A 25946-nucleotide genomic window follows, 5' to 3' on the forward strand; every position below is an offset into this window, starting at 1 on the left:
GGGAGCAAGCCAGGCGGATGAGCGAAGCCGGAAACCAACCATCAGGCAAGACCGCCGCCTACCGCGTGCTCGCGCGCAAATACCGTCCCAACGATTTCACCGGGCTGATCGGCCAGGAGCCGATGGTCCGCACGCTGACCAACGCGTTTTCCTCCGGCCGCATAGCGCAGGCCTGGATGCTGACCGGCGTTCGCGGGGTCGGCAAGACGACGACGGCGCGCATTCTGGCGCGCGCGCTGAACTACAAGACCGCCGAGGTGAACCAGCCTTCGGTCGATCTGACCGTTCCCGGCGAGCACTGCCAGGCGATCATGGAAGGCCGCCATGTTGACGTGATCGAGATGGATGCCGCCTCGCATACCGGCATCGACGACATCCGCGACATCATCGAGCAGGTGCGCTACGCCCCGGTCTCGGCGCGCTACAAGGTCTACATCATCGACGAAGTGCACATGCTCTCCACGCAGGCCTTCAACGGCCTGCTCAAGACGCTTGAAGAGCCACCGCCGCATGTGAAATTCATCTTCGCCACCACCGAAATCCGCAAAGTTCCGATCACGGTGCTGTCGCGCTGCCAGCGTTTTGACCTGCGCCGCATCGATGCGTCGATGATCAAGGCCGATCTCGGCCGTATCGCCGGGCTGGAAAGTGTCGAGGCCGAGGATCAGGCATTGGCAATGATCGCGCGGGCCGCCGAAGGGTCGATGCGCGATGCCCAATCGATCTTCGACCAGGCTATCGCCCACAGTGCCGGAAAGGTCACCGCGGAAGCGGTGCGCGCCATGCTGGGGCTGGCCGATAGGGCGCGGATCGTCGATCTGTTCGAGAACGTCATGAAGGGCGATGCGGCCTCGGCCATTGGCGAGCTGCGCGCGCAATATGATGTCGGCGCCGATCCCGTAGCCGTGCTCAACGACCTCGCCGAATTCAACCATCTGGTCACGCGCCTCCGCTTCGTGCCCTCTGCCGCAGACGATGCCTCGCTTTCCGAAGACGAGCGCGTGCGCGGGCTCGAATTTTCGCAGACGCTGTCCGTGCGGGTGCTTTCGCGCACCTGGCAGATGCTGCTCAAGGGCATTCCCGAGGTGCAGTCCTCCAACCGGCCGATCAGTGCCGCCGAAATGGTGCTGATCCGCCTTGCTCACGCCGCCGACCTGCCGACGCTGGACGAGGCGCTGAAATCGCTTGGCGACGGCACAGCTTCCAATGGCGCCGCGCCGCGTCCGTCCGCGTCTTCGGCACCCTCAGGCCCCGGCAATGGCGCAAGCGCCGTTTCGCAGGCGCGCATGCCGTCGAGCAATGGCGGCGGCCAGACGATGCGGCTGGTGGCGAGCGAGCCGGAAGCGGCTCCCGCGGCCTTCGTGCCTTCGCCGGTGGTCGAGGAAACGCCGAGCGTTCCGATCAAGTCGCTGGCCGACGTCGCCAACCTTGCCGATGCCAACCGCGATATGGCGCTGAAGGTGCAGGTCAAGCGCTGCGTGCGTCTCGTCAAGGTCGAGCCTGGCCGGCTCGATGTCAGCCTGACGCCGGATGCGCCCAAGACGCTGCTGAACGACCTGACGATAAAGCTGAAGGCCTGGACCGGCCGGCACTGGATGGTGTCGCTGTCGCGCGAGGAGGGCGGGCAGACGCTTTCCGAGATGGAAACGGAAAAGCGCGATAACGCCTTCACCGACGCCAAGGCCGACCCGACGGTCGCCGCCATCCTCGCCCGCTTCCCGGGCGCCAAGATCATCGACGTGCGCATCCCCGATGCGCCGGATACGGAAGCCGATGCCGACATGCCGGCGGAGCCGCCGATCGAAGACGACGACGAGAACTGACGAACAAAGGATTGAGATCATGAAGGATCTTCTCGGCCTTATGGGCAAGGCGAAGGAAATGCAGGCCAAGTTCCAGGCCATGCAGGAGGAAATCGCCACGCTGGAGGCTTCCGGCCAGGCCGGCGGCGGCATGGTGCAGGTGACGATTTCCGGCAAATTTGAGATGAAGTCGCTGAAGATCGACCCGTCGCTGTTCAAGGAGGACGATGTCGAGATCCTCGAAGACCTGATCCTCGCCGCCCACAACGACGCCAAGGTCAAGGTCGAGACCGTGATGCAGGAAAAGACCAAGGCGCTGACGGCAGGATTGCCGATCCCGCCCGGCATGAAGCTGCCGTTCTAAAGCCGCCCGCAAATTCTACTTGGCCGGCCACCTGACGCGGTTTTCTGCGCTTCCGATGCTCACGGACCCGAATGTCCGCTCCGCTTCGGTTCTCGAAAACCACGCCATCTGACTCGGCCAAGCGAATTTTCGAACAGCTTTAACACTGGTTCGACGGCCCGGACTTGCGCTAAACCACTTTCATGTCCAAGCGAATCGCCGGCCCTGAAATCGAACGCCTGATCCAGCTCCTGGCTAAGGTGCCGGGTCTTGGGCCGCGTTCGGCGCGTCGGGCGGCGCTCCATCTCATCAAGAAGAAGGAGCAGCTGCTGGTGCCGCTGGCAGACGCCATGGGCGAAGCGGTCGACAAGGTCCGCATCTGCTCCAATTGCGGCAATGTCGACACCGTCGACCCCTGCACGATCTGCACCGATCCGCGCCGCGATGGCGCGACGCTGATCGTGGTCGAGGATGTCGCCGATCTCTGGGCGCTGGAACGTGCTGGCGCCATGAACGCGCTCTATCACGTGCTCGGCGGCACGCTGTCGCCGCTCGACGGCATCGGCCCGGACCAGCTCAACATCAAGCAGCTTGTCAGCCGTGTTTCAGAAGGCGAGATCAAGGAAATCATCATCGCCGTCAACGCCACCGTCGAGGGCCAGACGACGGCGCATTATCTGACCGACCAGCTCGCCGATTTCGGCGTCAAGATCACACGGCTGGCGCATGGCGTGCCGGTGGGTGGCGAGCTGGATTATCTCGACGAGGGTACGCTGGCTGCGGCGCTGAAATCGCGGACGGTGTTTTGACAGGATTTGGGGCAGGGGATGTATTATGAAGTTTGATCGTCCTTTGAAGTCTTGTGCTCGACGTTGCCCCCCTCTGGCCTGCCGGCCATCTCCCCCACAGGTGGGGAGATCAGCCTTCATCCCTGCTTTCGCTAATCTTCAACGTTGCCGGATAGGCAGCGTAGGCGACGCTGCTAATCTCCCCACCTGTGGGGGAGATGGCCGGCAGGCCAGAGGGGGGCAACGTAGAGCGCCTATCTCGAATGCGTTCGCGCTTCTATTCGTACTTCTCGCATCGCTGTTCCTCCTCTCCCCCGCCGCCGCCGCCAAGATCGATGGCCAGTTCCAGGCGTGGCTCAAAACCGATCTGTGGCCTGAAGCCAAGAGCCGCGGCATCTCGCAAAAGACTTTTGACGCTGCCTTTGCTGGCGTTTCGCCCAATCTGAAGCTGCCCGATCTGGTCATGCCGGGCACCAAGCCGAAGACGCCGCAGAAGCAGCATCAGGCCGAGTTCGGCTCGCCGGGAAGTTACTTCGCGCCGATCGGCAATGTGACCGCAGGCGGCCGCTCGCGCGCCGGGCAGTATGCCAAGACGCTCGCCGCGATCGAGAAGCGCTACGGGGTGCCGGGCGAGGTGGTGCTGGCGATATGGGGGCGCGAGTCGGGTTTCGGCACGGCGAAAATCCCCTACAACGCCTTCGAGGTGCTGGGCACCAAGGCGTTCATGGCGACCCGCAAGGAGATGTTCCGAAAGGAAGTGCTGGCTGCCCTTGAGATCGTCCAGCGCGGGCTGGCCGATCCCGGCCAGATGAAATCGTCGTGGGCCGGCGCGCTCGGCCAGCCGCAATTCCTGCCGACGTCTTTCCTCAAGCATGCTGTCGATTTCGATGGCGACGGCCATCCAGACATCTGGAACTCCGTGCCCGACACGCTGGCCTCCATCGCCAACTACCTCGTCAACTATGGCTGGGTGAAAGGCCGCGACTGGGGCTTTGAAGTCACCGTGCCGGACAGCGTCTCTTGCTCGCTCGAAGGGCCGGATCAGGGCAAGAAAATATCGCAATGGGCGGCGATGGGCATTGCCCGCATCGGCGGCAAGCCGTTTCCGGCCAGTGAGTTGAAGGCCGAAGGTTTCCTGCTGATGCCGGCGGGTCGCAGCGGCCCGGCCTTCATAGTCACGCCGAATTTCTACGTGCTCAAGGAATACAATATGAGCGATCTCTATGCGCTGTTCATCGGCCATGGTGCTGATCGCATCGCGCATGGCGACAAGGGTTTTTCCGGTGCCTGGGGCAAGGTCGGCGGGCTTTACCGGTCGGACGTGGCGGCGATGCAGCGCGGGCTTGAAAAGGCCGGCTACGATGTCGGCAGCGCCGACGGCCTGCCCGGCTTCAAGACGCGCCGCTCGATAGGCGTCTGGCAGGCAAAGAACGGCCGCGCGGCGACGTGTTATCCGGACAAGGGGTTGGTTGAGGCGATGCGGTGAGTTTCTTCCTTCTCCCCGTTTACGGGGAGAAGGTGCCGGTAGGCGGATGAGGGGCGGAGCCAACGTTTGATTGGCTTGCGCTGCCCCTCACCCGACCGCTTCGCGGCCACCCTCTCCCCGTAAACGGGGCGAGGGAAAAAGGCACTCAAGCCGCCTGCGACAGCTCCTTATGCGCTTCCGCAAGGATCTCGAACGACCTGATTCGCGCGGCATGGTCGAACATCTGCGCCGTCACCATCAGCTCGTCAGCGCCGGTGCGGCGGATGAAGGCGTCGAGGCCGGTACGCACAGTCTGCGGCGAACCGACGATGGCGCAGGAAAGCGCCTGTGCCAGCATGGCCTTGGCCATCGGGTCGAGGTCGGCGTCGTAGTTCTCGACAGGTGCCGGCAGCGGACCGGGGTGGCCGGTGCGCAGATTGACGAAGGCCTGCTGCAGCGAGGTGAACAGGAACTTTGCTTCCGCGTCAGTCTCGGCGGCAAACACGTTCAGGCCGAGCATGACATAAGGCTTGTCTAGGAATTGCGATGGCTGGAAGCGCGAACGGTAGATGTCGATGGCATGTTCCAGCTCCGCCGGCGCGAAATGCGAGGCAAAGGCATAGGGCAGGCCGAGCATGGCTGCGAGCTGCGCGCCATAGGTGGAGGAGCCGAGTATCCACACCGGCACGTTCTGGCCTTCTCCGGGCACGGCGCGCACGCGCTGGCCGGGCTCGGCAGGCGCGAAATAGTTGATGAGCTCGACCACGTCCTGCGGGAAATTGTCGACGCCGGCCTCGAGATTGCGGCGTAGCGCGCGGGCAGTGTTCATGTCGGTGCCCGGCGCGCGGCCAAGGCCGAGATCGATGCGGCCGGGGTGAAGGGCAGCCAACGTGCCGAACTGCTCGGCAATCACCAGCGGGGCGTGGTTGGGCAGCATGATGCCGCCCGCACCGACGCGGATTGTCTTGGTGCCGCCGGCGACATGGGCAATCACCACGGAGGTGGCGGCACTGGCGATGCCCGCCATGTTGTGATGCTCGGCCAGCCAGTAGCGGTTATAGCCGAGCCGCTCGGCGTGGCGGGCCAGGTCGAGCGTGTTGGCGAGCGATTGCGAGGCGGTGCTGCCCTCGGTGATCGGCGACAGGTCTAGAACGGAAAGTGGAATCACGGGGCAGGTCTCCGGGCGGGTAGGAAGCCCGGATATAGGAACGCCCGGCCTGCTTCGCAAAGGGCGTCAGGCCGCTTTTGCCGGTTCCTCTGATTCTTCTTCCTCCGGCTCGGCGGTTTGCTGGGCGGCCAGAAAATTGCCGACATGATGCAGGCTGTCGAAATGATCGCAGAAGACCTTGACGATGACGAGCAGCGGCACCGCGATCAGTGCACCGACAAAGCCCCAGAGCCAAGACCAGAAGGCGACGGCGACGAAGATCGCCACCGCGTTGATCTCCAGCCGTCTTCCGACGACGAGCGGCGTTATGAACTGGCCTTCGATGATGTTGCAGCAGACCACGAAGAGCGGCGCGACCATCGCGTAGGACAGGCTGTCGAAGCTGACGATGGAGATGACCGCGACAAGCAGGATGGTGATCAGCGCACCGATATAGGGCAGGAAGTTCAACAATGTGGCTGCGACGCCCCAGACGAACGGGTTCGGCATGCCGATGGCCCAGAGACCGAGTCCGATGGCGACGCCGAGGGCAAGATTGATGAGCGCCACAGTCAGCAGGTAACGCGAAATCTCGCGCTCGACATCGTAGACGACGCGCAACGCCCGCTTCTTCTCGCTGAGTCGGGTGAAGGACTGGATGATCTTCTCATAAAACATCGTGCCGGAAGCGAGCAGGAACAGCGACAGCACGAAGGTGATTGCCGTGGTCGTACCGGCCGAAAGCAGATTGCCGGCGGCCTGCGAGATGATGCCGGGCTGCGCCACGACGACCTTCTGCACGCCGGGCTCCTGCGCGGTTTCGGTGACGCGCTCGACCTGATGGGAAATGCTCATCATCTGTTCGAAGGGATGGCGCAGATGTGCGAGGCGCTCGGTCAACTGGCGTCCGATCGCCGGCGCATCGTTGACCAGCGCGATGACGGGTCCACTGAGAAGATAGCCCGCGAGGCCGATGCCGAGCACGGAGACGACGACCAGTATGGTGGCCGATACCGCCTCGGGCATGCCGCGCTTGCGCAGGAAGCGCACGATGGGGGTCAGCATCAGTGCCAGCAGGCAGGCCAGAATGACCGGCATGAAAAAATCGCGCCCGAAATAGAGCGCGTAGATTGCCATGAATATGAAGATACCGATGAGCAGCGAGCGCATGAGCCTTGTGTCCGACGCTGTTCGTGCTGCTGCCGACGGATCGGCGGCAGGGCTGGCCGTTTCATTTTTCATTGTCGATCCCCGATCTTCGCGGACGCCAGAACGATCTGACGACGCGAAAATCCCTTCAGGCGCAACAATGCGCCTGAAGTCGGAAAGTTCCGCAGTCCCTGATGTATGAAGGTCAGCTTCCGGTAAGCGAAAGCTCTTTCACCGCCGTCTCGCGCCGCACGATCGGAGCGACCTTGGTGCCGAACAGCTCGATCGCCTTCATGATCTTGGCATGCGGCATGATGCCGATCGCCATTTGCAGCAGGAAGCGGTCGTTCTTGAACAGCTTATGATTGGCGACAATCTTTTCGGCGACCTGCTCGGGATTGCCGACGAACAGCGCGCCGCTCGGGGACCGCGACTGGTCGTAATGCGCCCGCGACGTCGGACCCCAGCCGCGCTCGCGGCCGATGCGGTTCATCACCTCGGCCTGCGGCTCGTAGAAATCGTCTGCCGCCTGTGCGGTCGTCTCGCCGACGAAGCCGTGGACGTTGATGCTGGTGGCAAGGGTCGCCGGATCGTGACCGGCCCGCGACGCTGCCTGACGGTAGAGGTCGAACAGCGGTGCGAACCGCGCCGGCTCGCCGCCGATGATGGCGAGAGCAAGCGGCAGGCCGAGCGCACCGGCCCGCGCCACAGAAGTCGGCGTGCCGCCCACCGCGATCCAGATCGGCAGCTTGTCCTGGAAGGGACGGGGATAGACGCCGCGATCGTTGATCGGCGGGCGCGTCTCGCCTGTCCAGGTCACGCGCTCGCTGTCGCGCAGCGCCAGCAGCAGGTCGAGTTTTTCGGAGAAGAGCTGGTCGTAGTCTTCCAGATTGTAGCCGAACAGCGGGAAGGATTCGATGAAGGAGCCGCGCCCCGCCATGATCTCGGCGCGCCCACCCGAGAGCAGGTCGAGCGTCGAGAACTGCTGGAAGACCCGCACTGGATCGTCCGACGACAAGACGGTGACCGCACTTGTGAGCTTTATGCGCCTGGTGCGCTCGGCAGCCGCCGCCAGCGCTACGACGGGCGCGGAAGCCGCGTAGTCCGGGCGGTGATGCTCGCCCAGGCCGAACACGTCGAGCCCGACCTGGTCGGCAAGTTCGATTTCCTCGATGAGGTTGCGCAGGCGCTGATGGGGTGAGATGGCGTCGGGGCCGGGTTTCAGGCTGACATCCGCGAAAGTGTAAAGGCCGAGTTCCATGATCTGTCCTCGAAAATGGGGATTGTTGGCCTACAGGTAGCGACGCCCCGGCTCGCTCGCCAGTGGCCGGGCTGTGAACAGTCAATCTCGGATTCGACGCTTCGAACCGTTCCCTCAGGGCAACAACTACCGATTACATGGCAGGCATGTCCATTTGGCGCTTGAACTCTTGGCTGTCGTGCGTATGTAAGCGGCGCGTACGAAAGAAAAAATTGAAGGCGAAAATTGGCTATCTACAAGGAACAAGATTTCTCCGAGCGGCGCAATGCCGCAAACGAAGCAAGAAAAGCCCTGCTGAACCGCTTCAAGGCGCGTCCGGCTGAAGACGATCCGGAAGTTCTGGCTCGCAAGGCTGAGCGTCAGGCGATCCTTGAGGCGCGCGAAAAGCGCAATGCCGAAAAGGAAAAGCTGAAGCAGGAGCGACTGGCTCGCGAGGCGATCGAAAAGGCCGAGCGCGAAGCGGCGGCTGAAGCTGCCCGTATCGCTGCGGAAGAAGCCGCGGCTGCGGAAGCCAAAATCCGCGAAGCGGAAGAGACCGACCGCATCACGCGGGTGCTGGCCGACGAAGCCGAACGCAAGGCCAAGCGCGACGCGCGCTATGCTGCGCGCAAGGCACGCGGCGGCCGCATGCCGCTGCCGCCAAGGGCGTAAGGCAAACCTGATCCAGCCCTGACGTCATGTCAGGCAGCAGCGCGACGGCAAAGCCGCCGCGCTGCTTTCGTGCGCGTATCTATTATTTCTTCTCTTTCAGCCTTATCGCCTGAACCGGTGCCGCCTTCAGCGCCGGCTCGGCTACGGGCTTTTTCGCATCCTTTTTCGGTTTGCGAGCTTCCTTGTTGCTGCGCATTTGACCCTTGGCCATGATTCGCTCCTCCTGTTGTCGGGTGACAGAGTGAAACAACAGATCGTGGCGAGGGCAAGGGGTTCCGATAGCCACATCTTGAGCAAAGCTGTGCATGCGCTACTCTCTCGTGAAACGAGGGACAGGCCATGGCTGCGCATTCCGGCTCCAAGAAGGTCATCTACGCCGCACTCGCCGGCAATCTCGCCATCGCGGTCACCAAGTTCATAGCTGCCTTTTTCACCGGCAGTTCGGCGATGTTGTCGGAAGGCGTGCATTCGCTGGTCGATACCGGCAACGGCGGGCTTCTGCTTTACGGGCTGAGACGGGCCAACCGACCGCCAGATGCAACCCATCCACTCGGCCACGGCCGGGAGCTCTATTTCTGGAGTTTCATCGTTGCGCTGCTGGTCTTCGCGCTCGGCGCCGGCGTCTCCTTCTACGAGGGCGTCATCCACATTCTCGATCCGGAACCGGTGCGCAACCCGACCATCAACTATGTCGTGCTCGGGCTCTCCTTCCTGTTCGAAGGCGGTTCGTGGTGGGTGGCGCTGAAGGAGTTCCGCCAGGCCAAGGGCCGGCTCGGCTATCTCGACGCGGTCCGCCAGAGCAAGGACCCGAGCGTGTTCACGGTGCTGTTCGAGGACAGCGCCGCCTTGCTCGGGCTGATCGTTGCTTTCGTCGGCATTTTCTGCGCGCAGATATTCGCCATGCCCGAACTCGACGGCGTCGCCTCCATCGGCATCAGCGTCATCCTTGCATCGACGGCGATCTTCCTCGCTCGAGAGAGCAAGGGCCTGCTGATGGGCGAACCGGCCTTGCCGGAAGTTCAGAAGGCGGTGCTGGCGCTGGCGCAGGCCGACCCCGCCGTGCAGCGCGCCAACGGCGTCCTGACCGTTCACCTCGGGCCGGAAGAGATCGTCGCAGCGCTTAGCCTCGAATTCGAGGACCATATGACGGCGCCCGAGATCGAGACCTGCGTCGAGCGCCTGGAGGCCAAGCTGCACAAGGAGATGCCCCAGATTACCGCCCTGTTCGTCAAGCCGCAGACCAAGGGAACCTGGGAGCGCCGGCGCAAGGCGATTGTCGACGAGGCGAAGGAATAGCCACGCGAGCCAATCCAAGGAGAAGCGACGATGCGAATAGACGGCGGATGCCATTGCGGCGCTATTACATACCAGGCCGAGGTCGATCCTGAGAAGACGACGATCTGCCACTGTACGGATTGTCAGCAGCTCACCGGCACGGCCTTTAGGGTCAGCGTGCGGGCACCGGAAGACAAGTACGAGATCACCAAGGGAACGCCGAAGATATACATCAAGATCGGCGCCAACGGCGCACGGCGCGCGCAGGGATTTTGCGAAAACTGCGGCTCGCATCTCTTCGCCACCTCGGCCGACGAGGGACCGAAGGTCTACGGAATACGAGTAGGGACGGTGAGGCAGCGCGAGGAGTTGGTGCCGAGAAGGCAGTTCTGGCATCGCTCGGCACTGCACTGGCTGCCGGAATTCGAGGCCATGGAGACGGTGGAGACGCAGTAGTTATAAGTCGCCTGCCCACTGCGCTCTTCGGCGATGCCTTATGGCAGCAGGCAGTTGTGGATGTCGGCGATGCGAGGGTCCATCGTGTCCTTGACCTTGCGGGCAGCGCATTTGTCGGCCGTCATGGCAATGGCATCATCCTTCGCGCCGAAGAACCGGTCGGTGATGTGGAAGCCAAGCGCGCGATAGACCTCGAACTGCTCTTCGGTGAAGAACTGGTCGCCGGTCGATTCATGCGGGAAAGTCGGGTTGCGCCGCGCATAGTCCAGCAGATAGTCATTCTCGTCGCCAGTCAAAGATGCCTTGATGTAGACGAGCGTGCCGGACTGGTTCTTGCCGTAGTGGATCTGGCCGATCGCGATATGCGGCATCAACGGTTTGGCGTGCCCGTTTTCTGCGGCCTTTTCCGGCGTCAGGGGTGCGGGAGCGGTGCCCGCTGCGTCAGCGGAGATAGTCTTCTGCGTGTCCAGCGTCGCCTTGCGGATCGCTTCCATGGGCAGGTCGATGCGCACGCCAAGATCGATCCGCGAATGAATCTGCAGGGCGATGAAGGAGCCGAAACGCATCTGCGGGTCGGTCTCGGCGTCGACCACGACGATGACCTTGCAGCGCCGGCGCAGAAGCTCATAGATGCCGAGATTCTCGATATGGCCGCCATCGGTGAGATAGACGTAACTGCTCTCCTCGTCGAGGAAGCCGAACATCTCGAAGAACAGGAAGAAATGGCCATTGGTGCCAAGGATTTCCTTGAGCTTTCGCAAGAATGACCGGCTTTTGCGGGCCATGTCCGACATCGGAGCAGCCTCTTCCAGCGGCTCGCCGCCGATAAGCTTCAACACGCTGCTCGGGTTGCGCAGCCAGTAGCCGAGCCGCACATTGAGCATGGCAAGCGTCGGCGACAGCGCCCTTATCGTCTGCGATCCCATGTTGGACGAAGCCGATGCACCCGAAATGGCCACCGCGGTCGCCACGTCGAGCGGATTGTCGATCTTCTTGTGCGCATAGGCCCGCGTCGGGATATAGCCGGTGACGCGGCTGCCGACGAATAACGGCGAGAACAGGAAGAAATCGGCATTGCGCCCGCGCCGGTTGGCCTCCGCCGACGACTGCACGTTTATGGCGGTGTTTATGAGGTGATAGGGCGTGTCTTCCGATGCCAGTTCCGTCAGTTGCGGGATGTAGCCGTCGGGGTCCGGCTTGCCGGGACGAAACGACTGCGGGTCGAAATGGAAGGCGCGAGACAGCCGGTCGCGGTAGAGGTGGTGCAGCGAATTGGCGTTCGATTTCAGCCAGAACGAAAAGAAGAACAGCAGCAGGCCGAGCACGAGATAAGGCAGCCAGGCAATCCCGCCGAGATACTCCTTGAGCCACAGGAACCAGTTGGGACTGTGCGCGAACTGCGTTGCCGGATCATTGCCGTCGGCAATCGCCCAATAGCTGAGATGCAGGTAGAAAATCCAGATCAGCAGGGGCAGCGCCAGCGCGCCGATCCACAGGATCAGGGTGGCCGTTCCCCGCGCCAGCAATGCCGCATAGGTCTTGCTGTAATAGGTATCGGCCAGATAGGACTTCAGCGTCTGGCGAAAGAAGGTGATGACGGCCGTTATCGGCGCAAGCATCAGCCCGAGCCAGGTGAGGAAGCTCCTGCCGCCTTCTGTTACAGGCGCGCCGGGCATGGGTTTGGGTGGCGCCATGGCGTCGAACAGCACATTGACCGCCAGCGGCTGGAATTCGATGAAAACCGCCAGCGCCACCGCGATCAGCACCAGCGCACCATAAAACGGCGCGCGTCCGACGGCGTCGGCGAGCATCTGCGCCCGCACGGCCGAGCGCAGCAGCGCCCAGACGAAGAAATAGATGAAGGCGCTGGCGAGGAAGACCAGCGTGACCGCAAAATGCTGGACGGGAGGCCAGTAAAGCGTGAAGCCGAACAGGTCGGACTTGACGAGATCGGCGCGCGTCGGATTGGAAAAGACGGTCAGGGCCGCAAGCAAAAGTGGAATCCACAGGATCAGCGCTGCATTGGCGGTAAGGCCGCGCACCACGACCGCCGCCGCTGTCAGCACGTCGCCCAGGCCCTTTGGAATGAGAAAGTTCGAATAATTGCGCAGATGCCCGACGGCGTCGCTGTCGGCAAGCTCGGATGCGCTGAGCATCTTGGAGGGCTTGGCGCCGAGCGAGGTGCCTTGCGGTGAAGAACCGAAGGCGAACTCGCCATTCCCCTTGACCAATGTCGCGCTGAGCGAACTGCCGATATAGCCGCCGCCCGAGACAGTCGACAGATAGTCGAGCCGGTTGATGATGCCGTAGCGGTCCAGGGCCTGGAGGACGCCGAGCGAAAAGGTTGCGGCTCTGATGCCGCCGCCCGACAGCGCGAGCCCGGTGAGATCGTCGAGCAATTTGCGCTCTTCGCCCGGCTGGTCCTCTGCCGGCTTGGTGCCCACGGGGCTCTGGACCACGGGCTTCGGCTGCGATCCTTCGGCTGGCGCAGCGGAAGAACTGCCATTTTTATGCCTGGCACGCCGCCGGCGAATGATCTGCTGTTCGTATTGGAGGATGGACTGGCGGTCGGTGCGCATCCGGTTTTTCTCGCCCCACCAATTGTCCGGATGTTCGGCATGGTAGGCGGCAATGCCCGGCCCTTCGGGCATCTCGATCTTGCCCGGTTTGATGCCTTTGCCCGGTTCGCTGCTGCTCACTGCGTCACTTCCCTCCAGAGGGACGAAATGCGGAAACGAGTATTGTCAGGTCGTTACTGGATTCGTGCAGAGAATTTGTATGCGATGCAATTCATATACTGGAATTGTTTCTTGCATGTCACTGCCGTCTTCAACAGCTTTACGTCAAAAAATTCATTCCCGTTCTTCAACGACGCGCAGCCGCAGCTGCCCGGTCTTGGATTCGGCGGTGCGTGCGGGCAGCGGGGGCGGAGCGGCTGCTTCGTCGGCGTGGCCGTCGCCGAACTCCAGCGCCTCGATCTTCTGGCCGCGTTTGGTGACCTTGCTCGACGAAACAAGAATGTCGTCGATGTCCTTTGCGGTCTGGCCGAAATGGCCCTGAAGCTTTCGCACGCGCTCGTCCAGCCGCGACACATCCTCCATCAGGCGAGTAACCTCGCCCTGGATGAGATGGGCCTGCTCGCGCATGCGCGCATCTTTCAGGATCGCCTGGATGACCTGGATCGACAGCATCAGCAGCGAGGGCGAGACGATAACGACGCGGGCGCGATGGGCACGATGGACCAGCGCCTCGAAATTCTCATGGATTTCGCTGAACACCGATTCCGAGGGCACGAACATGAAGGCCGTGTCCTGGGTTTCGCCATTGATGAGATATTTGTCCGAAATGTCCCTGATGTGGATTTCGACGTCCCGGCGAAAGGATTGTGCGGCAAGTTTTCGCGCCTCAGCGCCTTCAGCGGCACGAATGGCATTCCACGCTTCGAGCGGGAATTTCGCATCGATGACCAGCGACGGCGAGCCGTTGGGCATCTTCACCAGGCAGTCCGGCCGGTTGCCGTTGGAAAGCGTGGCCTGGAACTCGTAAGCGCCGTGCGGCAGGCCGTCGGCGACGATCGCTTCCATTCGCGACTGGCCGAAAGCGCCGCGCGTCTGCTTGTTGGACAGGATCGCCTGCAATTGCACCACCTGCCCGGCGAGCGACTGGATGTTGCCCTGCGCGGTATCGATGACGGCCAGCCGCTCCTGCAGCTTGGCCAGGCTTTCATGCGTCGACTTGGTCTGTTCGGTCATGGTCTGGCCGAGCCGACCGGTCATGGCGTCGAGGCGCTGACTGAGCGACTGGGTGAGTTCGGCCTGCCGCGAGCCGAACACTTCGGCCATCGCACCCATGCGCCCCTGCATCTCGGCCTGCGACTGCAGGATCGCGGTCATCCGAGCATCTGCCTCGCCGGCGCGGTTAGCTGCTTCAAGAGCTGCCTCAGCCCGTGCTTTTGCCGAGCGCCAGAGCGCTGCGACAAGCACAAGAAACAGTGCCAGCAACAACGCTCCGCCAAAGGCAAGCAACTGGCCGAGCGTGAACACGCTGGCGCCAAGACGCAGTATCGGCTCGGATAGCAGGTCTGTCATTGCCGCAGGATACGCGATTCGTTTGTAGAAACCAGATCAAAACGAGAACATCATGAAAGGCAAACAGTTGACGCTTTTCTTGCGACGTCTTAGGTGAGGCGACATGACGATAAAGCCGCTGATCATCCTTCCCGATCCCCTGTTGCGCCAGCTTTCCAAGCCGCTGGAGCGCGTCGACGATTCGCTGCGCAAGCTGGCCGACGACATGCTGGAAACCATGTACGACGCGCCGGGCATCGGGCTGGCGGCAATCCAGATCGGCGAGCCGCTGCGCATGCTGGTGATCGATCTCGCCAAGGAAGACGAAAAACCGGCACCACAGGTCTTCATCAACCCGGAAGTCCTCGAGAGTTCGGATGAGCGCTCCGTCTATGAGGAAGGCTGCCTTTCGATCCCAGATTATTATGCCGAGGTCGAGCGCCCGGCTTCGGTGCAGGTGAAATTCCTCGACCGCGACGGCAAGGAACAGGAAATCACCGCCGATGGGCTGCTGGCCACGTGCCTGCAGCACGAGATCGACCATCTCAACGGCGTGCTCTTCATCGACCACATCTCCAAGCTCAAGCGCGACATGGTGGTGAAGAAGTTCAAGAAACTTGCCAAGGACCGCCCGCCAAGCCGCATGGTGGGGTGAGGGGCGAAGCTATTTCGGGCGGCGGTCCTGTGAACGTGAACCCAAAGGGTGCTCGAAGTGGCTGACTTATTGATAGAGAACATCGATGACGATCTTGTTCGCGCGATCGAGAGAAACGCGCGCATGCGCGGCACCACAGTCGATGAAGAGGCTATCCGATTGATCGAACTTGGTCTGGCCAACGTTGCTCAGGCCGAAGGGAACCTGTCGCATCCGCACACATCTCCCGGCTTGCAAAGCTGACGATGCCCCTTCGCGTCATCTTCATGGGAACGCCGGATTTTTCCGTGCCCACGCTTCGCGCCATCGCTGAAGCTGGGCACGAGATCGTCTGCGTCTACACGCAGCCGCCGCGTCCGGCGGGCCGGCGCGGATTGGAACTGACGCCGTCGCCCGTGCAGCGCGAGGCGGAAAGGCTGGGCGTGGAAGTGCGCTCGCCGGTATCGCTGAAAGGCGAGGCCGAGCAGGAGGCGCTCAAGGCGTTGAATGCGGATGTCGCTGTCGTCGTCGCCTACGGGCTGCTTTTGCCGAAGCCTATTCTCGAGGGGACGAGGCTCGGCTGCTACAATGGCCATGCCTCGCTTCTGCCGCGCTGGCGCGGGGCAGCACCCATCCAGCGCGCCATCATGGCCGGCGATGCCGAGACCGGCATGATGGTCATGAAGATGGATGTCGGCCTCGACACGGGGCCGGTGGCGCTGACCGAACGCGTGACGATCGACCCGGATATGACGGCGGGTGAACTGCACGATCGGCTGATGGGTGTCGGCGCGGAATTGATGGTCGAGGCGCTGGCAAAACTGGCACAAGGCAAGCTGCCGCTCACCGCACAGGCGGAAGACGGCGTGGTCTACGCGAAAAAGATCGACAAGGCCGAGACCCGCATCGACTGGCATCAGCCGGCGCGTGATGTGCACAACGGCATTCGCGGCCTGTCGCCCTTTCCGGGCGCGTGGTGCGAGATGGAAACCGGCGGCAAGGCCGAGCGGCTGAAGCTGCTGCGCTCGACGCTGGCGGATGGCTCAGGCGCGCCGGGCGAAGTCCTGGACGAGCGTCTGGCCATTGCCTGCGGAGGCGGTGCCGTGCGACTGCTGGAGGTGCAGCGCGCCGGTGGTAAGGCGGTCAGCGTGGACGAGTTCCTGCGCGGCGCAAAACTTGGCAAGGGCGGGAGGCTCCTATGAACGATTTTACGATCAGGCCGGCTGAAGAACGCGACCGCGCGGGTATCCACGAGGTCGAGGAGCGTGCCTTCGGCCAGGCGGGCGAGGCGATGCTGGTCGATCGGCTGGTGGCCGATGGCGACGTGGTGCTGGAACTGGTTGCCGAAAAGGAAGGCCGCATCGTCGGTCACGTCTTTTTCTCCCGGCTGATGGTGGAAGAAAACGGCAAGGATTTTGCCGCCGTGGCGCTGGCACCGCTTGCCGTCGATCCCGACCTGCACGGCCAGGGCATCGGCGGCGCGCTGGTTCGCGAAGCACATGAACGGCTGAAGTTGGCCGGCGAAAAGCTTTCGATCGTGCTTGGCGATCCGGATTACTACGGCCGGTTCGGTTATCACCGCTCCAACGCCGAGAAATTCGAAAGCGACTATCAGTGCTATGCGTTGCAGTCGCTTGCCTGGAGCGAGGCTCCATCGACCGGCAGGCTGGTCTATGCGCCTGCCTTCCGCGCCTTGTAAGCGAAGGACATGCCGCGCTACCGCCTCGACATCGAATATGATGGCACCGCCTATGCCGGCTGGCAGCGACAGGACGGGCCGGCCACCGTGCAAGGCGCGATTGAGCAGGCGATCAAGGGGTTTTGCGGCGAAGAGGTGACGCTGCGCGGTGCGGGCCGCACCGACGCCGGCGTTCATGCGACCGGGCAGGTCGGCCATGTCGATCTCGCCAAGTCATGGCGCGACGACACGGTGCGCGATGCGATCAACGCGCATCTGCAAATGGCGGGTTCGGCGGTGGCGATTCTGGCGGCATCCACCGTGCCCGACGATTTCGATGCGCGTTTTTCGGCGACGGGCCGGCAGTATCTCTACCGCATCCTGAACCGCCGTGCGCCGGCAGCGCTCGAGCGCAACCGGGTCTGGGTGGTGCAGAAAAAGATCGATGCCGATGCCATGCATGAGGCAGCACAGGTTCTGGTCGGACGGCATGATTTCACGACATTTCGCTCGCTGCAGTGCCAGGCATCAAGCCCGCTGCGCACGCTGGAACGCTTCGATGTCGTGCGCAAGGGCGACGAGATCGAGATCCACGCGGCTGCGCGTTCCTTCCTGCACAATCAGGTACGGTCGATGGTCGGGACCATCAAGCGGGTCGGCGAGGGCGCGTGGACGGCTGCCGACGTGAAGGCCGCACTCGAGGCGAAGGATCGCGCCGCCTGCGGCTCGGTCGCGCCGCCCTATGGGCTCTATCTGACCAAGGTCGATTACTGAGGAAACGAAATTCCGAGCAGCGATTGCAGTGCGATGAGCACGACGACCGATGCGACGAACATGCCGGCGAAGACGGCGCTGCCGACAGCCGGTCCCTTGGCGATGATGGCATTGGTTAGCCGCCAGGTCAGCACCATGGAAAGCGCGAAGACGGCAAAGGACGCCGCGACGACCAGCTGCGAGTCCGATACCGTGAACAGCCGCAGCAGTGCCGCCGGCAGCACCAGCCAGGACAGGATTACCGAGGCCCAATTGGTGGCCACCACGTAATGCACGAAGCGGTCGCGAATGCCGGCCATCGGCGCGATGAAGGCGAGTGCTACCAGCGGCAGAACCCACGCGCCCAGATCGACCGCAGCCAGACGCAGGAAAAAGGAAAACCGGCTCGACGACGCCATGGGATCGGCGCCGAGCTCGCTTGCGGTGCCGGCCCAGCCGACGAAAAGCGGCGGCAGCGCAATGACGATGGCGAAGAACGAATTCCAGAAGCCGTCGGCGGAAAGATCGAGCAGGGCGACGCCGTCGCGCTTGCCCATCATCAGCCGCCAGGCACCGGCCAGATATCGCTGGATGTCGTCACCGGGCGGCATCGCGTCAGCCCCGTTCGAACCAGTCTTGAATGAACCTGCCATATATCTCGGTCAGGGTTTCGAGATCGGCAAGCGGTACGCGCTCGTCCACCATATGCATGGTCTTGCCGACAAGGCCGAACTCGACGACCGGGCAGTAATCCTTGATGAAGCGCGCATCGGAGGTTCCGCCGGACGCGGAAAGCGTCGGCTTGGCTCCGGTCACGGCATGAACCGAACCGCTCAGCGTTTCGATCAGCTTGTCGTCGCGCGTCAGGAAGACGTGGCTTGGCCGGTCGCGCCAGGTGATGTCGAACTCGATCGGCTCCTTGCGCCCCTTGCGGTATTTCTTGCGGCCGCTGGCGACATCGAGCCGGTTGTGGATTTCGGCCTGCAGCGTCTCGGCCGTCCATGTGTCGTTGAAACGGATGTTGAACGCCGCCGTGGCCTTCGCTGCAATGACATTGGCGGCGGGGTTGCCGACGTCGATCGAGGTTATTTCGAGATTGGTCGGCTGGAAATCCTTGGTGCCTTTGTCGAAGGCCGGATTGGTCAGCGCATCGACCAGCGTCATCAGCCCGCGCACCGGATTGTCGGCAAGATGCGGATAGGCGACATGGCCCTGGCGTCCATTCACGGTGACGATGCCGGAGATCGAGCCGCGACGGCCGATCTTGATCATGTCGCCGAGCTTGTCGGGATTGGTCGGCTCGCCGACGATCGCCGCGTCCCACTGCTCGCCCTTGCCGGCGGCCCAGTCGAGCAGCTTGATCGTGCCGTTGATCGCCGGACCTTCCTCGTCGCCGGTGATCAGCAGCGACACCGAGCCCTTGGGATTGCCGTGCTTCTCGACATGGCGGGCAAGGGCTGCAACGAAGCAGGCTATGCCGCCCTTCATGTCGACCGCGCCGCGCCCATACATCTCGCCATTGTGGATATCGGCGGAGAACGGTGGATGCATCCAGGCGGCCTCGTCGCCGACTGGCACGACGTCGGTATGGCCGGCAAACATCAGATGCGGGCCATTGCCGGAAAGCCGGGCGTAGAGGTTTTCAATGTCGGGCGTGCCGTCCTCGGAAAATGTCGGCCGCTCGACCGTAAAGCCGAGCGGCTTCAGCATGGTTTCGAGCGCACTCAGCGCACCGCCCTCGGCGGGCGTCACGGACGGGCAGCGGATAAGGGCGGCGAGGTTTTCAGAGGGATTCTTTGGCAGCATCATGACGAGAGGGATAGTCGAAAGTTCCGGGGCTGTCACCGTCCGAGTGCCGGGCGCAGACAAGTGCCGACATTATGGTTTTCGCGCCGTATAGTCTTTGGCTCAACGGGGATTTTTCGATGGCCTCAAAGCGTGCTTCCATCGTCATTGCCGGTGCCGGCAGCATTGGTTGCCATGCCGGCGCCTGCCTGGCGCTGGCTGAACGCCATGTCACGCTTCTGGCGCGCCCGCGAATCGTTTCGGCAATACAGGACGGTGGCCTGCGCGTCACCGATCTCGACGGGCTGGACAGGCTTCTCGCGGCCGATGGTTTTAGTGTCACGGCCGATCCGAAGGCGGCGCTGGCCGGCGCCGATGTCGTGCTGGTGACGGTGAAAAGCGGGGCGACCGACGAGATGGCCGGGTTGATCGCGGCCCATGCGCCCGAAACGGCGGTGGTGGTGAGCCTGCAGAACGGCGTCGACAATGCCGGCAGGCTGCGAAGCTTGCTCACGGGACACAAGGTGCTGGCCGGCATGGTGCCTTTCAACGTGGTCCAGTCGGACGAGAACGAAAGGCCCATCCGCTTTCACCGCGCAACCTCCGGAACGGTGCTGATCGAGCCGGGTGCTGCCGGCCTGGCCGACTTGCTGAATGTCGAAGGCTTCGCCGTCGCCGGGCATGACGACATCAAGGCCGTGCAATGGGGCAAGCTGCTGCTGAACCTGATCAACGCGCTCGTCGCTTTATCGGATCTTCCGGTCGCGGCCTTGCTTGCCGACCGGCGCTGGCGGTTGCTGCTGGCGGCGCAGATGGAGGAGGGCCTCGCGGCGATGCGCGCCGCCGGCATAAAGCCGGGGCGCATCGCTGGCCCGCCCCCGGCGCTGATGCCCAGGCTGCTGCGGCTGCCGAACTGGCTGTTCCTGCGGCTGGCGCGGCGGATGCTGGCGATAGACCCGACCGCGCGCTCCTCCATGTGGGAAGACCTGACGCGAGGACGGCCGACCGAGATCGATCACCTGCAAGGCAAGGTGCTGGCGCTGGCGCGCAACACCGGAACGCCTGCGCCGGTCAATGCGCGGGTGGCCGATCTCATTCGCGACGCGGAAGCAAAAAAGGCCGGCTCGCCGGGGCTGTCGCCGGAAGTCGTTTCCGGCGGGTAGGGCTTTGCGCCTTCATGCCGGCTGCAGGGCGTTGCATGGCGACTGCCACTGGCGCCGGGGCGACGGCAAACATATGTTGCGCCGATGACGATTCTGCCATCCAAACAACCGCTGACCACAATCGGTTTCGATGCCGACGACACTCTGTGGCAGAACGAACAGTTCTTTCGCACGACCGAGCAGCATTTCGCTTCGCTTCTGGCCGAGCATGCCGAGGGGCATGACATCCATGCAAGGCTTCTCGAGGCGGAAAAGCGCAACCTCGCCCTCTACGGTTTCGGCATAAAGGGCTTTACGCTGTCGATGATCGAAACGGCCGTGGAGATCAGCGAGGGCCGGGTGCCGGCCAGCGTCATCCGCGAGATCCTGGCCGCCGGCCGGGACATGCTGAGCCATCCGGTCGAGACCTTGCCCAATGTGCGCGAGACGCTGGAGGAACTGGCGGGAACCTATCGCCTAATCCTGATCACCAAGGGCGATCTGTTCGATCAGGAGCGCAAGCTGGCGCAGTCGGGGCTTGGCGAATTGTTCGATGCCGTCGAGATCGTCAGCGACAAGACCGCCTCGACCTATGAGCGCATTTTCAGCCGCCATGGCGACGGGCCGGACCGTGCGATGATGATCGGCAATTCGCTGAAATCCGATGTCGTTCCGGCGATCGAGGCCGGAAGCTGGGGCGTTTATGTCCCGCACGACCTGACCTGGGTACTGGAACATGTCGAGGAGCCAACCGATGCGCCGCGGTTCCGGCGGCTGGAGCATCTTGGAGAGCTTTCGGGGCTGATCGAAGATTTGAAGGCCGGCTGATTAGCCGGCTTTTGTCCTGCCCGTTTCCTCGATCATCGTGATCTTCTGCCAGATCTTTCGCGACAGGTTCGAGCCCAGCCCCTCGATGTCGTTGACGGCATCGACCACCACGTCGTCATTGACCGACTGTGCGAACAGGGCAGCGAGCTTGCCGGTGATCGACAGCATTTCCGAGCAGTAGTCGAGGTAGCGGGCGAGATCGGCCTTGTTGGTGATGCGGGCCGGCGAGTTTGCCGTCGGCTTGAAATTGGCCGACAACACGACCGGGTCCTTGGTCAGTTGGTGCATGTCGATGACATGGATCAGCGAGCGCAGGCCGTGCAGGGCGCGAAAGACGCGCTTGCGCTTGATGCGTTCCTCGGCGCGGACGAGTGCCAGGAAGCCGAGGGCTGCGAGAATGAGCGTGTTGAGCGACGCCTCGATGCCTTGCACGAAGTCGAAGGCGCCGGTGGAGATGCGGTCGAAGGACAGGAAGGTTCCGACGAACAGGAAGACCGAGCCGCCGGCGAGGATGGCAAGGCCGATCAGCGCCCGCAGCCACCAGATCGGCGCTTCGAGCGCCTTGGCGGTAGCGGTCAGGTCGCGCGACAGCGAAACGAGTTCGGCGGCGACTTTTCGCAGCCCCGAATCCGGGAAACGCTCGGCGACACGCAGTTCCAGCGCCTCTGCCGTGGCGATGATCTTGGCCGGATCGAGCGTGCGGTAGCCAGTCATGCGCTGTGCCCGATGGATGAATGCAGATTGGCTCTAATTCGCCGAGTCGGTGCGTTGTCCATAGCGGTTTGCTCCAGCGGTTCCCGGCGGAATGCAAAGGAGAATGAAGGCGATGATGTCTCCGATGGGGAAGAGCAGGCTCCACCAGCCGGATCGATCGATATCATGCAGCCGCTTCACGGCGAGCGCCATATGGGAAACGATCAGCACGGCGAACATCGCAACGAACACGCTGGCCCAGTGGCTTATCACCGCTTCGTCCCCTTCCGCCGCGACCATGCGATAGACCGGATAGAGCCTGATCACATAGAGAAGCAGCCCGGCAAGCGCGAAGGCCTGCCGGCTGATTCGGCCGGAAAAGCCGAAGAAGACCCAGAGAAACTGCTGGCGGCCCACCCTTATACCCCGCTCAATCGCGCAACAGCTCGTTGATCGAGGTTTTGGAACGGGTCTGGGCATCGACACGCTTGACGATGACCGCGCAGTAGAGGCCTGGGCCCGGCTCGCCGTTCGGGAACGGCTTGCCCGGGAGCGAGCCTGCGACGACGACGGAGTTGGCCGGCACTTCGCCATAAGTGATCTCGCCGGTGGCGCGGTCGACGATCTTGGTCGACTTGCCGATGAACACGCCCATGCCGAGCACCGAGCCCTCGCGCACGATGCAGCCTTCGACCACCTCCGAGCGCGCGCCGATGAAGCAGTTGTCCTCGATGATTGTCGGGCCGGCCTGCATCGGTTCCAGAACGCCGCCGATGCCGACGCCTCCCGACAGATGCACGTTCTTGCCGATCTGCGCGCAGGAGCCGACCGAGGCCCAGGTGTCGACCATGGTGCCGGAATCGACATAGGCGCCAAGATTGACGAAGGACGGCATCAGGATGGCGTTTGGCGCGATATAGGCGGAGCGGCGAACGACGCAGTTGGGCACGGCGCGGAAGCCGGCCTTCTCGAAATCGATCGCGCCCCAGCCGGAGAACTTCGACGGAACCTTGTCCCACCAGACAGAATCGGCCGGGCCGCCCTTGACGACTTCCATCGGGTTAAGGCGGAAGGATAAAAGCACCGCCTTTTTCAGCCATTGATTGACTTTCCATGCGCCGTCATCCTGACGCTCGGCAACACGGGCAGCACCCCGGTCGAGAAGATCCAGTGCGCTCTCGATCGCCTCGCGCACTTCGCCGCGCGTGGCGGTGGTGATCGCCTCGCGTTCCTCGAACGCCTTTTCGATTGTCGCTTCGAGGCTGGCAAGGTCGGTTTTCGACATGAAAGGCTCCGTGATACGTGCTGTTAAGGCGCAGGCCGTTAGACTGTTTTTAAGGTCGCGCGGACCCTATGTCAGGGCTTACAAAGGGTCAATCATCGCATTGTCGCGGGGGTCGCTCCTTAAGCAGGAATTGGACGGAAAAAGCATATGAATCCTATGGAAAAGGCGGGATGGACACCGCTTCCGCATTCAGACGAGGATCTGGAGCGGTCAAAGGCGGTTCCCGATACGCCGCAGACGCGCGCCGCGACCTATCGTCTTGCCTGGAACGACGACGAGTTCATGACGCGCCGCGAGCTTCGCGCCGTGCGTCTGCAGCTCGAACTGCTCAAGCCGGAAATGATCCTGGCCGAACGCGGCATCCGCTCGACGGTGATCCTGTTTGGCGGCGCGCGCATTCCCGAGCCGGGCGGCGAGGCGTGGGCCGCCAAGGACGAGACGCAGAAGAAGAACCTCGAAAAGAACAGCAAATATTACGACGAAGCGCGCAAATTCGCGCAGATATGCTCGCGCCATTCCGAGGCATCCCATTACCGCGAATATGTCGTGGTGACCGGTGGCGGGCCGGGTGTCATGGAAGCCGGCAACCGGGGCGCAGCCGACGTCGGCGCACCATCGATCGGCCTCAACATCGTGCTGCCGCATGAGCAGGCGCCGAACATCTACGTCACGCCGGAGCTGTGCTTCAACTTCCACTATTTCGCCATCCGCAAGATGCATTTCGTCATGCGCGCCAAGGCAGTTGCGGTGTTCCCCGGCGGCTTCGGCACCATGGACGAATTCTTCGAGACGCTGACGCTGATCCAGACCGGCCGCATGGAGCGGGTGCCGATCATCCTGTTCGGCAAGGAATTCTGGTCGCGCGCCATCGACCTCGATTACCTCGCAGAACAAGGCACGATCTCGCCCGGCGACCAGGACATCATCGACTTCGTCGATACCGCCGACGAGGCGTGGGAGATTATCGCCGAGTTTTACAAGCTGTAGGGGCGTTGTCGGTCTGAGGGGACTGACCGGAGCCACCCCCACCCCTAACCCCTCCCCACAAGGGGGAGGGGGACGATTTCATCGCCTTTGCCACCAGAAACGTTGAAGATTGGGCTGGGCGAGCATGCAGCAAAGTTCCCCTCCCCCTTGTGGGGAGGGGTTAGGGGTGGGGGTAGTTCAAACGCTAATACCTACCCGGCAAGAGGGCAATTTCAGCCAAGCGCAGCCTCCCGAAACTGGCCGCGCGGCGATGCCGCATCGCGAAATGCTGGAAAGCGTCTGCCCATTCGGCTAGAGATTTTCGTCATGGGATTGAAGCAAGCATCGACGGGATGGTTTGCCGCGCTTCGGCGCGACCGACGTCTGTTTGCGCTTGCGGCAACGCTGGTTCTGGTGGCGCATGTGTTCCAGCCACTCGCCGAGGCGAGGGCTGCCAATACCGCTAATGCCTGGATCATCTGCACCACTTTCGGGATGCAGGCGGCGACGCCCGACGGCAAGCAGTTGCCGCCGCCTGGTGCTGCCGATGACTGCCCGACCTGCATCGGCGGGCCATGCGCCGGCATGGCCGCACCGCTCAAGATCGAGCCGCCCTTTGTGGCGGCGTTTCCGGCGCTGGTCGAAAATCGCGGCGAGTTGTTCGCTTCGATCGCGACGAAAATTCCGCCGGACCGGCTGAACGAACCGCCGCCGGCAATCCGTGCGCCGCCCTCCATTCTCGCCTGAAACAAGCCTGCTTCCGCAGCCCGCGGGAGAAACTGTTTTTGGACGCGAGAGGAAAACCCAATGCGCCGTATCCTATTGCCATTTGCCGCAGCCTGCGCGCTGACGGCCGCTTCGATCATCACCGCCCACGCTCATGCGTCGCTCGAAAAGAGCGAGGCCGCGCCCGGTTCCTACAAGGCCGTGCTGAAAATCCCGCATGGCTGCGACGGACAGGCCACCACCACCGTGCGCATCGACATCCCGGAAGGTTTTATAGACGCCAAGCCGATGCCGAAGGCGAACTGGACGCTCGCCACCGAGAAGGGTGATTTCGCCAAAACCTACAAGCTTCACGGCCAGGAGGTGAAGTCCGGCGTCAAATCCGTGACCTGGAGCGGCGGCTTCCTGCCGGACGAGTATTACGACGAGTTCGTCGTCAGCGGCACGCTGGCCGGCGTCGAGGAAGGGCAGACGCTGTTCTTCAAGGCCAAGCAGATCTGCGACAAGGGCCAGGTGACCTGGGATCAGGAGCCGGCTGAGGGGCAGGACCCGCATTCGCTGGAACATCCGGCCCCGTCGGTGACCATCCTGGCCGCGGAGAGCGGGCATGGCGGCCATGCCGGTCATGATGCAGCCGCTCCGGTCAAGGCGGGCGATCTGGAGATCGACGGTGCCTGGGCACGCGCCATGCTGCCCGGCCAGCCGACCGGCGGTGCCTATCTCACTGTCGTCAACAAGGGTGCTGCCGCCGATAAGCTCATCGGCGCTTCCTCGCCTGCCGCAGGCAAGGTCGAAATCCACACCATGTCGATGAATGACAATGTCATGGTGATGCGCCCGGTCGAGGGCGGGCTGGAGATTCCCGCCGGCGGCAGCGTCGAGCTGAAACAGGGCGGCGAGCATCTGATGTTCATGGCCGTCAAGAAGCCGTTCAAGCAAGGCGCCTCGGTTCCCGTCACGCTGGAATTCGAAAAAGCCGGCAAGGTCGAGGTGACGCTGCCGGTCAAGGCTGCATCCGGCGGTGGAGACCACTCCGACCACTAACTTTGCGC

General features: G+C 62.9%; 28 protein-coding genes. 17 read left to right on the forward strand and 11 right to left on the reverse strand.

Annotated elements, in window-relative coordinates; genetic code table 11:
* Nucleotides 1–17 precede the first annotated feature (17 nt).
* The 4 genes from WBQ96_RS16025 (at nt 18) to WBQ96_RS16040 (ending at nt 4419) form a co-directional block, all read left to right on the forward strand.
* Entirely contained in the window at nt 18–1823 is a 1806-nt protein-coding gene (locus tag WBQ96_RS16025) for a DNA polymerase III subunit gamma/tau (RefSeq protein WP_336552120.1), read from the forward strand.
* A 19-nt stretch (nt 1824–1842) separates the two neighbouring features.
* Nucleotides 1843–2166, forward strand: a complete 324-nt coding sequence (locus tag WBQ96_RS16030) for a YbaB/EbfC family nucleoid-associated protein (RefSeq protein ID WP_336552119.1) — start codon at nt 1843–1845, stop codon at nt 2164–2166.
* A 182-nt stretch (nt 2167–2348) separates the two neighbouring features.
* Nucleotides 2349–2954, forward strand: coding sequence for a recombination mediator RecR (recR, locus tag WBQ96_RS16035; protein WP_091917365.1), 606 nt, complete (start codon nt 2349–2351; stop codon nt 2952–2954).
* Between the two features lie 277 nt (nt 2955–3231).
* A complete protein-coding gene (locus WBQ96_RS16040) occupies nt 3232–4419 on the forward strand; it encodes a lytic murein transglycosylase (RefSeq protein ID WP_442920848.1) in 1188 nt (395 codons plus the stop codon).
* A 145-nt stretch (nt 4420–4564) separates the two neighbouring features.
* Here the strand turns inward: WBQ96_RS16040 and WBQ96_RS16045 are convergent, their stop codons facing one another.
* From WBQ96_RS16045 to WBQ96_RS16055, 3 genes are all read right to left on the reverse strand, one after another.
* The gene (locus WBQ96_RS16045) at nt 4565–5566 is read right to left on the reverse strand and encodes an LLM class flavin-dependent oxidoreductase (protein WP_119813535.1); all 1002 of its coding nucleotides are present in this window, start codon (nt 5564–5566) and stop codon (nt 4565–4567) included.
* A 66-nt stretch (nt 5567–5632) separates the two neighbouring features.
* Nucleotides 5633–6787: an AI-2E family transporter gene (locus WBQ96_RS16050; RefSeq protein WP_336552112.1), complete on the reverse strand. Its 1155-nt coding sequence runs from the start codon at nt 6785–6787 to the stop codon at nt 5633–5635.
* A 112-nt stretch (nt 6788–6899) separates the two neighbouring features.
* Nucleotides 6900–7955, reverse strand: a complete 1056-nt coding sequence (locus WBQ96_RS16055) for an LLM class flavin-dependent oxidoreductase (RefSeq protein WP_336552110.1) — start codon at nt 7953–7955, stop codon at nt 6900–6902.
* A 225-nt stretch (nt 7956–8180) separates the two neighbouring features.
* Between WBQ96_RS16055 and WBQ96_RS16060 the strand changes: the two genes are divergently transcribed.
* Nucleotides 8181–8606, forward strand: a complete 426-nt coding sequence (locus WBQ96_RS16060; protein WP_165121477.1) for a DUF6481 family protein — start codon at nt 8181–8183, stop codon at nt 8604–8606.
* Nucleotides 8607–8688: 82 nt separating this feature from the next.
* On the opposite strand, the gene WBQ96_RS16065 is transcribed toward WBQ96_RS16060, so the two are convergent.
* Nucleotides 8689–8913, reverse strand: coding sequence for a hypothetical protein (locus WBQ96_RS16065; RefSeq protein ID WP_165121446.1), 225 nt, complete (start codon nt 8911–8913; stop codon nt 8689–8691).
* Between the two features lie 32 nt (nt 8914–8945).
* Here WBQ96_RS16065 and WBQ96_RS16070 point away from each other — a divergent pair, with 32 nt between their 5' ends.
* Together WBQ96_RS16070 and WBQ96_RS16075 are read left to right on the forward strand one after the other, a co-directional pair.
* The gene (locus WBQ96_RS16070; protein WP_336552107.1) at nt 8946–9902 is read left to right on the forward strand and encodes a cation diffusion facilitator family transporter; all 957 of its coding nucleotides are present in this window, start codon (nt 8946–8948) and stop codon (nt 9900–9902) included.
* Nucleotides 9903–9932: 30 nt separating this feature from the next.
* On the forward strand, nt 9933–10337 hold the full coding sequence (locus tag WBQ96_RS16075; protein WP_336552105.1) for a GFA family protein: 405 nt from the start codon (nt 9933–9935) through the stop codon (nt 10335–10337).
* Between the two features lie 38 nt (nt 10338–10375).
* Here the strand turns inward: WBQ96_RS16075 and WBQ96_RS16080 are convergent, their stop codons facing one another.
* Both WBQ96_RS16080 and WBQ96_RS16085 read right to left on the reverse strand, forming a co-directional pair.
* Complete coding sequence (locus WBQ96_RS16080; RefSeq protein ID WP_336552103.1) at nt 10376–13036, reverse strand: patatin-like phospholipase family protein; 2661 nt, start codon at nt 13034–13036, stop codon at nt 10376–10378.
* Between the two features lie 153 nt (nt 13037–13189).
* Entirely contained in the window at nt 13190–14425 is a 1236-nt protein-coding gene (locus WBQ96_RS16085; protein ID WP_336552101.1) for a DNA recombination protein RmuC, read from the reverse strand.
* Nucleotides 14426–14528: 103 nt separating this feature from the next.
* On the opposite strand from WBQ96_RS16085, the gene def reads away from it, so the two are divergent.
* From def to truA, 5 genes are read left to right on the forward strand one after another with little or no spacing between them, the layout of a single operon-like run.
* On the forward strand, nt 14529–15059 hold the full coding sequence (gene def / locus WBQ96_RS16090) for a peptide deformylase (protein ID WP_336552099.1): 531 nt from the start codon (nt 14529–14531) through the stop codon (nt 15057–15059).
* Between the two features lie 57 nt (nt 15060–15116).
* Nucleotides 15117–15302, forward strand: a complete 186-nt coding sequence (locus WBQ96_RS16095) for a hypothetical protein (RefSeq protein WP_336552097.1) — start codon at nt 15117–15119, stop codon at nt 15300–15302.
* 2 nt (nt 15303–15304) lie between these two features.
* Nucleotides 15305–16240, forward strand: coding sequence for a methionyl-tRNA formyltransferase (gene fmt / locus WBQ96_RS16100; RefSeq protein WP_336552095.1), 936 nt, complete (start codon nt 15305–15307; stop codon nt 16238–16240).
* Nucleotides 16237–16737, forward strand: coding sequence for a GNAT family N-acetyltransferase (locus WBQ96_RS16105; protein ID WP_336552094.1), 501 nt, complete (start codon nt 16237–16239; stop codon nt 16735–16737). Before fmt ends, WBQ96_RS16105 begins: the two co-directional genes overlap by 4 nt.
* Nucleotides 16738–16746: 9 nt before the next feature.
* On the forward strand, nt 16747–17490 hold the full coding sequence (gene truA / locus WBQ96_RS16110; protein WP_336552093.1) for a tRNA pseudouridine(38-40) synthase TruA: 744 nt from the start codon (nt 16747–16749) through the stop codon (nt 17488–17490).
* Here truA and WBQ96_RS16115 read toward each other — a convergent pair.
* Together WBQ96_RS16115 and dapE are read right to left on the reverse strand one after the other, a co-directional pair.
* Nucleotides 17484–18080, reverse strand: a complete 597-nt coding sequence (locus tag WBQ96_RS16115) for a transporter (protein ID WP_336552176.1) — start codon at nt 18078–18080, stop codon at nt 17484–17486. The genes truA and WBQ96_RS16115 overlap by 7 nt on opposite strands.
* A gap of 4 nt (nt 18081–18084) precedes the next feature.
* Nucleotides 18085–19278, reverse strand: a complete 1194-nt coding sequence (gene dapE / locus WBQ96_RS16120; RefSeq protein WP_336552091.1) for a succinyl-diaminopimelate desuccinylase — start codon at nt 19276–19278, stop codon at nt 18085–18087.
* 116 nt (nt 19279–19394) lie between these two features.
* On the opposite strand from dapE, the gene WBQ96_RS16125 reads away from it, so the two are divergent.
* Together WBQ96_RS16125 and WBQ96_RS16130 are read left to right on the forward strand one after the other, a co-directional pair.
* The gene (locus WBQ96_RS16125) at nt 19395–20417 is read left to right on the forward strand and encodes a 2-dehydropantoate 2-reductase (RefSeq protein ID WP_336552088.1); all 1023 of its coding nucleotides are present in this window, start codon (nt 19395–19397) and stop codon (nt 20415–20417) included.
* 84 nt (nt 20418–20501) lie between these two features.
* Nucleotides 20502–21224 carry an HAD family hydrolase gene (locus WBQ96_RS16130; RefSeq protein WP_336552085.1) on the forward strand — a complete coding sequence of 241 codons (723 nt, stop codon included), beginning with the start codon at nt 20502–20504 and terminating at the stop codon, nt 21222–21224.
* On the opposite strand, the gene WBQ96_RS16135 is transcribed toward WBQ96_RS16130, so the two are convergent.
* From WBQ96_RS16135 to dapD, 3 genes are read right to left on the reverse strand one after another with little or no spacing between them, the layout of a single operon-like run.
* A complete protein-coding gene (locus WBQ96_RS16135; protein WP_165121464.1) occupies nt 21225–21938 on the reverse strand; it encodes a hypothetical protein in 714 nt (237 codons plus the stop codon). It lies immediately after the preceding gene.
* 33 nt (nt 21939–21971) lie between these two features.
* The gene (locus WBQ96_RS16140; protein WP_165121463.1) at nt 21972–22334 is read right to left on the reverse strand and encodes a DUF805 domain-containing protein; all 363 of its coding nucleotides are present in this window, start codon (nt 22332–22334) and stop codon (nt 21972–21974) included.
* 13 nt (nt 22335–22347) lie between these two features.
* Nucleotides 22348–23202 carry a 2,3,4,5-tetrahydropyridine-2,6-dicarboxylate N-succinyltransferase gene (dapD, locus tag WBQ96_RS16145; RefSeq protein ID WP_336552083.1) on the reverse strand — a complete coding sequence of 285 codons (855 nt, stop codon included), beginning with the start codon at nt 23200–23202 and terminating at the stop codon, nt 22348–22350.
* A gap of 147 nt (nt 23203–23349) precedes the next feature.
* Between dapD and WBQ96_RS16150 the strand changes: the two genes are divergently transcribed.
* From WBQ96_RS16150 to WBQ96_RS16160, 3 genes are all read left to right on the forward strand, one after another.
* Nucleotides 23350–24189 (forward strand): LOG family protein, encoded by an 840-nt coding sequence (locus WBQ96_RS16150; protein ID WP_336552081.1) that lies wholly within the window; start codon nt 23350–23352, stop codon nt 24187–24189.
* Between the two features lie 306 nt (nt 24190–24495).
* Nucleotides 24496–24915, forward strand: a complete 420-nt coding sequence (locus tag WBQ96_RS16155) for a hypothetical protein (RefSeq protein WP_336552079.1) — start codon at nt 24496–24498, stop codon at nt 24913–24915.
* Between the two features lie 60 nt (nt 24916–24975).
* Nucleotides 24976–25938, forward strand: coding sequence for a DUF1775 domain-containing protein (locus WBQ96_RS16160; RefSeq protein WP_336552077.1), 963 nt, complete (start codon nt 24976–24978; stop codon nt 25936–25938).
* The last annotated feature ends 8 nt before the right edge of the window (nt 25939–25946 follow it).

Source organism: Mesorhizobium sp. CCNWLY176 (genome assembly GCF_037153935.1).
Lineage (GTDB): Bacteria > Pseudomonadota > Alphaproteobacteria > Rhizobiales > Rhizobiaceae > Mesorhizobium_M > Mesorhizobium_M zhangyense.

Coding starts and splice junctions, on each gene's coding strand:
- WBQ96_RS16025 (WP_336552120.1), top strand. CDS start 18: ATGAGCGAAGCCGGAAACCAACCATCAGGCAAGACCGCCGCCTACCGC.
- WBQ96_RS16030 (WP_336552119.1), top strand. CDS start 1,843: ATGAAGGATCTTCTCGGCCTTATGGGCAAGGCGAAGGAAATGCAGGCC.
- recR (WP_091917365.1), top strand. CDS start 2,349: ATGTCCAAGCGAATCGCCGGCCCTGAAATCGAACGCCTGATCCAGCTC.
- WBQ96_RS16050 (WP_336552112.1), bottom strand. CDS start 6,787: ATGAAAAATGAAACGGCCAGCCCTGCCGCCGATCCGTCGGCAGCAGCA.
- WBQ96_RS16055 (WP_336552110.1), bottom strand. CDS start 7,955: ATGGAACTCGGCCTTTACACTTTCGCGGATGTCAGCCTGAAACCCGGC.
- WBQ96_RS16065 (WP_165121446.1), bottom strand. CDS start 8,913: ATGCACAGCTTTGCTCAAGATGTGGCTATCGGAACCCCTTGCCCTCGC.
- WBQ96_RS16070 (WP_336552107.1), top strand. CDS start 8,946: ATGGCTGCGCATTCCGGCTCCAAGAAGGTCATCTACGCCGCACTCGCC.
- WBQ96_RS16075 (WP_336552105.1), top strand. CDS start 9,933: ATGCGAATAGACGGCGGATGCCATTGCGGCGCTATTACATACCAGGCC.
- WBQ96_RS16085 (WP_336552101.1), bottom strand. CDS start 14,425: ATGACAGACCTGCTATCCGAGCCGATACTGCGTCTTGGCGCCAGCGTG.
- def (WP_336552099.1), top strand. CDS start 14,529: ATGACGATAAAGCCGCTGATCATCCTTCCCGATCCCCTGTTGCGCCAG.
- fmt (WP_336552095.1), top strand. CDS start 15,305: ATGCCCCTTCGCGTCATCTTCATGGGAACGCCGGATTTTTCCGTGCCC.
- WBQ96_RS16105 (WP_336552094.1), top strand. CDS start 16,237: ATGAACGATTTTACGATCAGGCCGGCTGAAGAACGCGACCGCGCGGGT.
- truA (WP_336552093.1), top strand. CDS start 16,747: ATGCCGCGCTACCGCCTCGACATCGAATATGATGGCACCGCCTATGCC.
- WBQ96_RS16115 (WP_336552176.1), bottom strand. CDS start 18,080: ATGCCGCCCGGTGACGACATCCAGCGATATCTGGCCGGTGCCTGGCGG.
- dapE (WP_336552091.1), bottom strand. CDS start 19,278: ATGATGCTGCCAAAGAATCCCTCTGAAAACCTCGCCGCCCTTATCCGC.
- WBQ96_RS16125 (WP_336552088.1), top strand. CDS start 19,395: ATGGCCTCAAAGCGTGCTTCCATCGTCATTGCCGGTGCCGGCAGCATT.
- WBQ96_RS16130 (WP_336552085.1), top strand. CDS start 20,502: ATGACGATTCTGCCATCCAAACAACCGCTGACCACAATCGGTTTCGAT.
- WBQ96_RS16135 (WP_165121464.1), bottom strand. CDS start 21,938: ATGACTGGCTACCGCACGCTCGATCCGGCCAAGATCATCGCCACGGCA.
- dapD (WP_336552083.1), bottom strand. CDS start 23,202: ATGTCGAAAACCGACCTTGCCAGCCTCGAAGCGACAATCGAAAAGGCG.
- WBQ96_RS16150 (WP_336552081.1), top strand. CDS start 23,350: ATGAATCCTATGGAAAAGGCGGGATGGACACCGCTTCCGCATTCAGAC.
- WBQ96_RS16155 (WP_336552079.1), top strand. CDS start 24,496: ATGGGATTGAAGCAAGCATCGACGGGATGGTTTGCCGCGCTTCGGCGC.
- WBQ96_RS16160 (WP_336552077.1), top strand. CDS start 24,976: ATGCGCCGTATCCTATTGCCATTTGCCGCAGCCTGCGCGCTGACGGCC.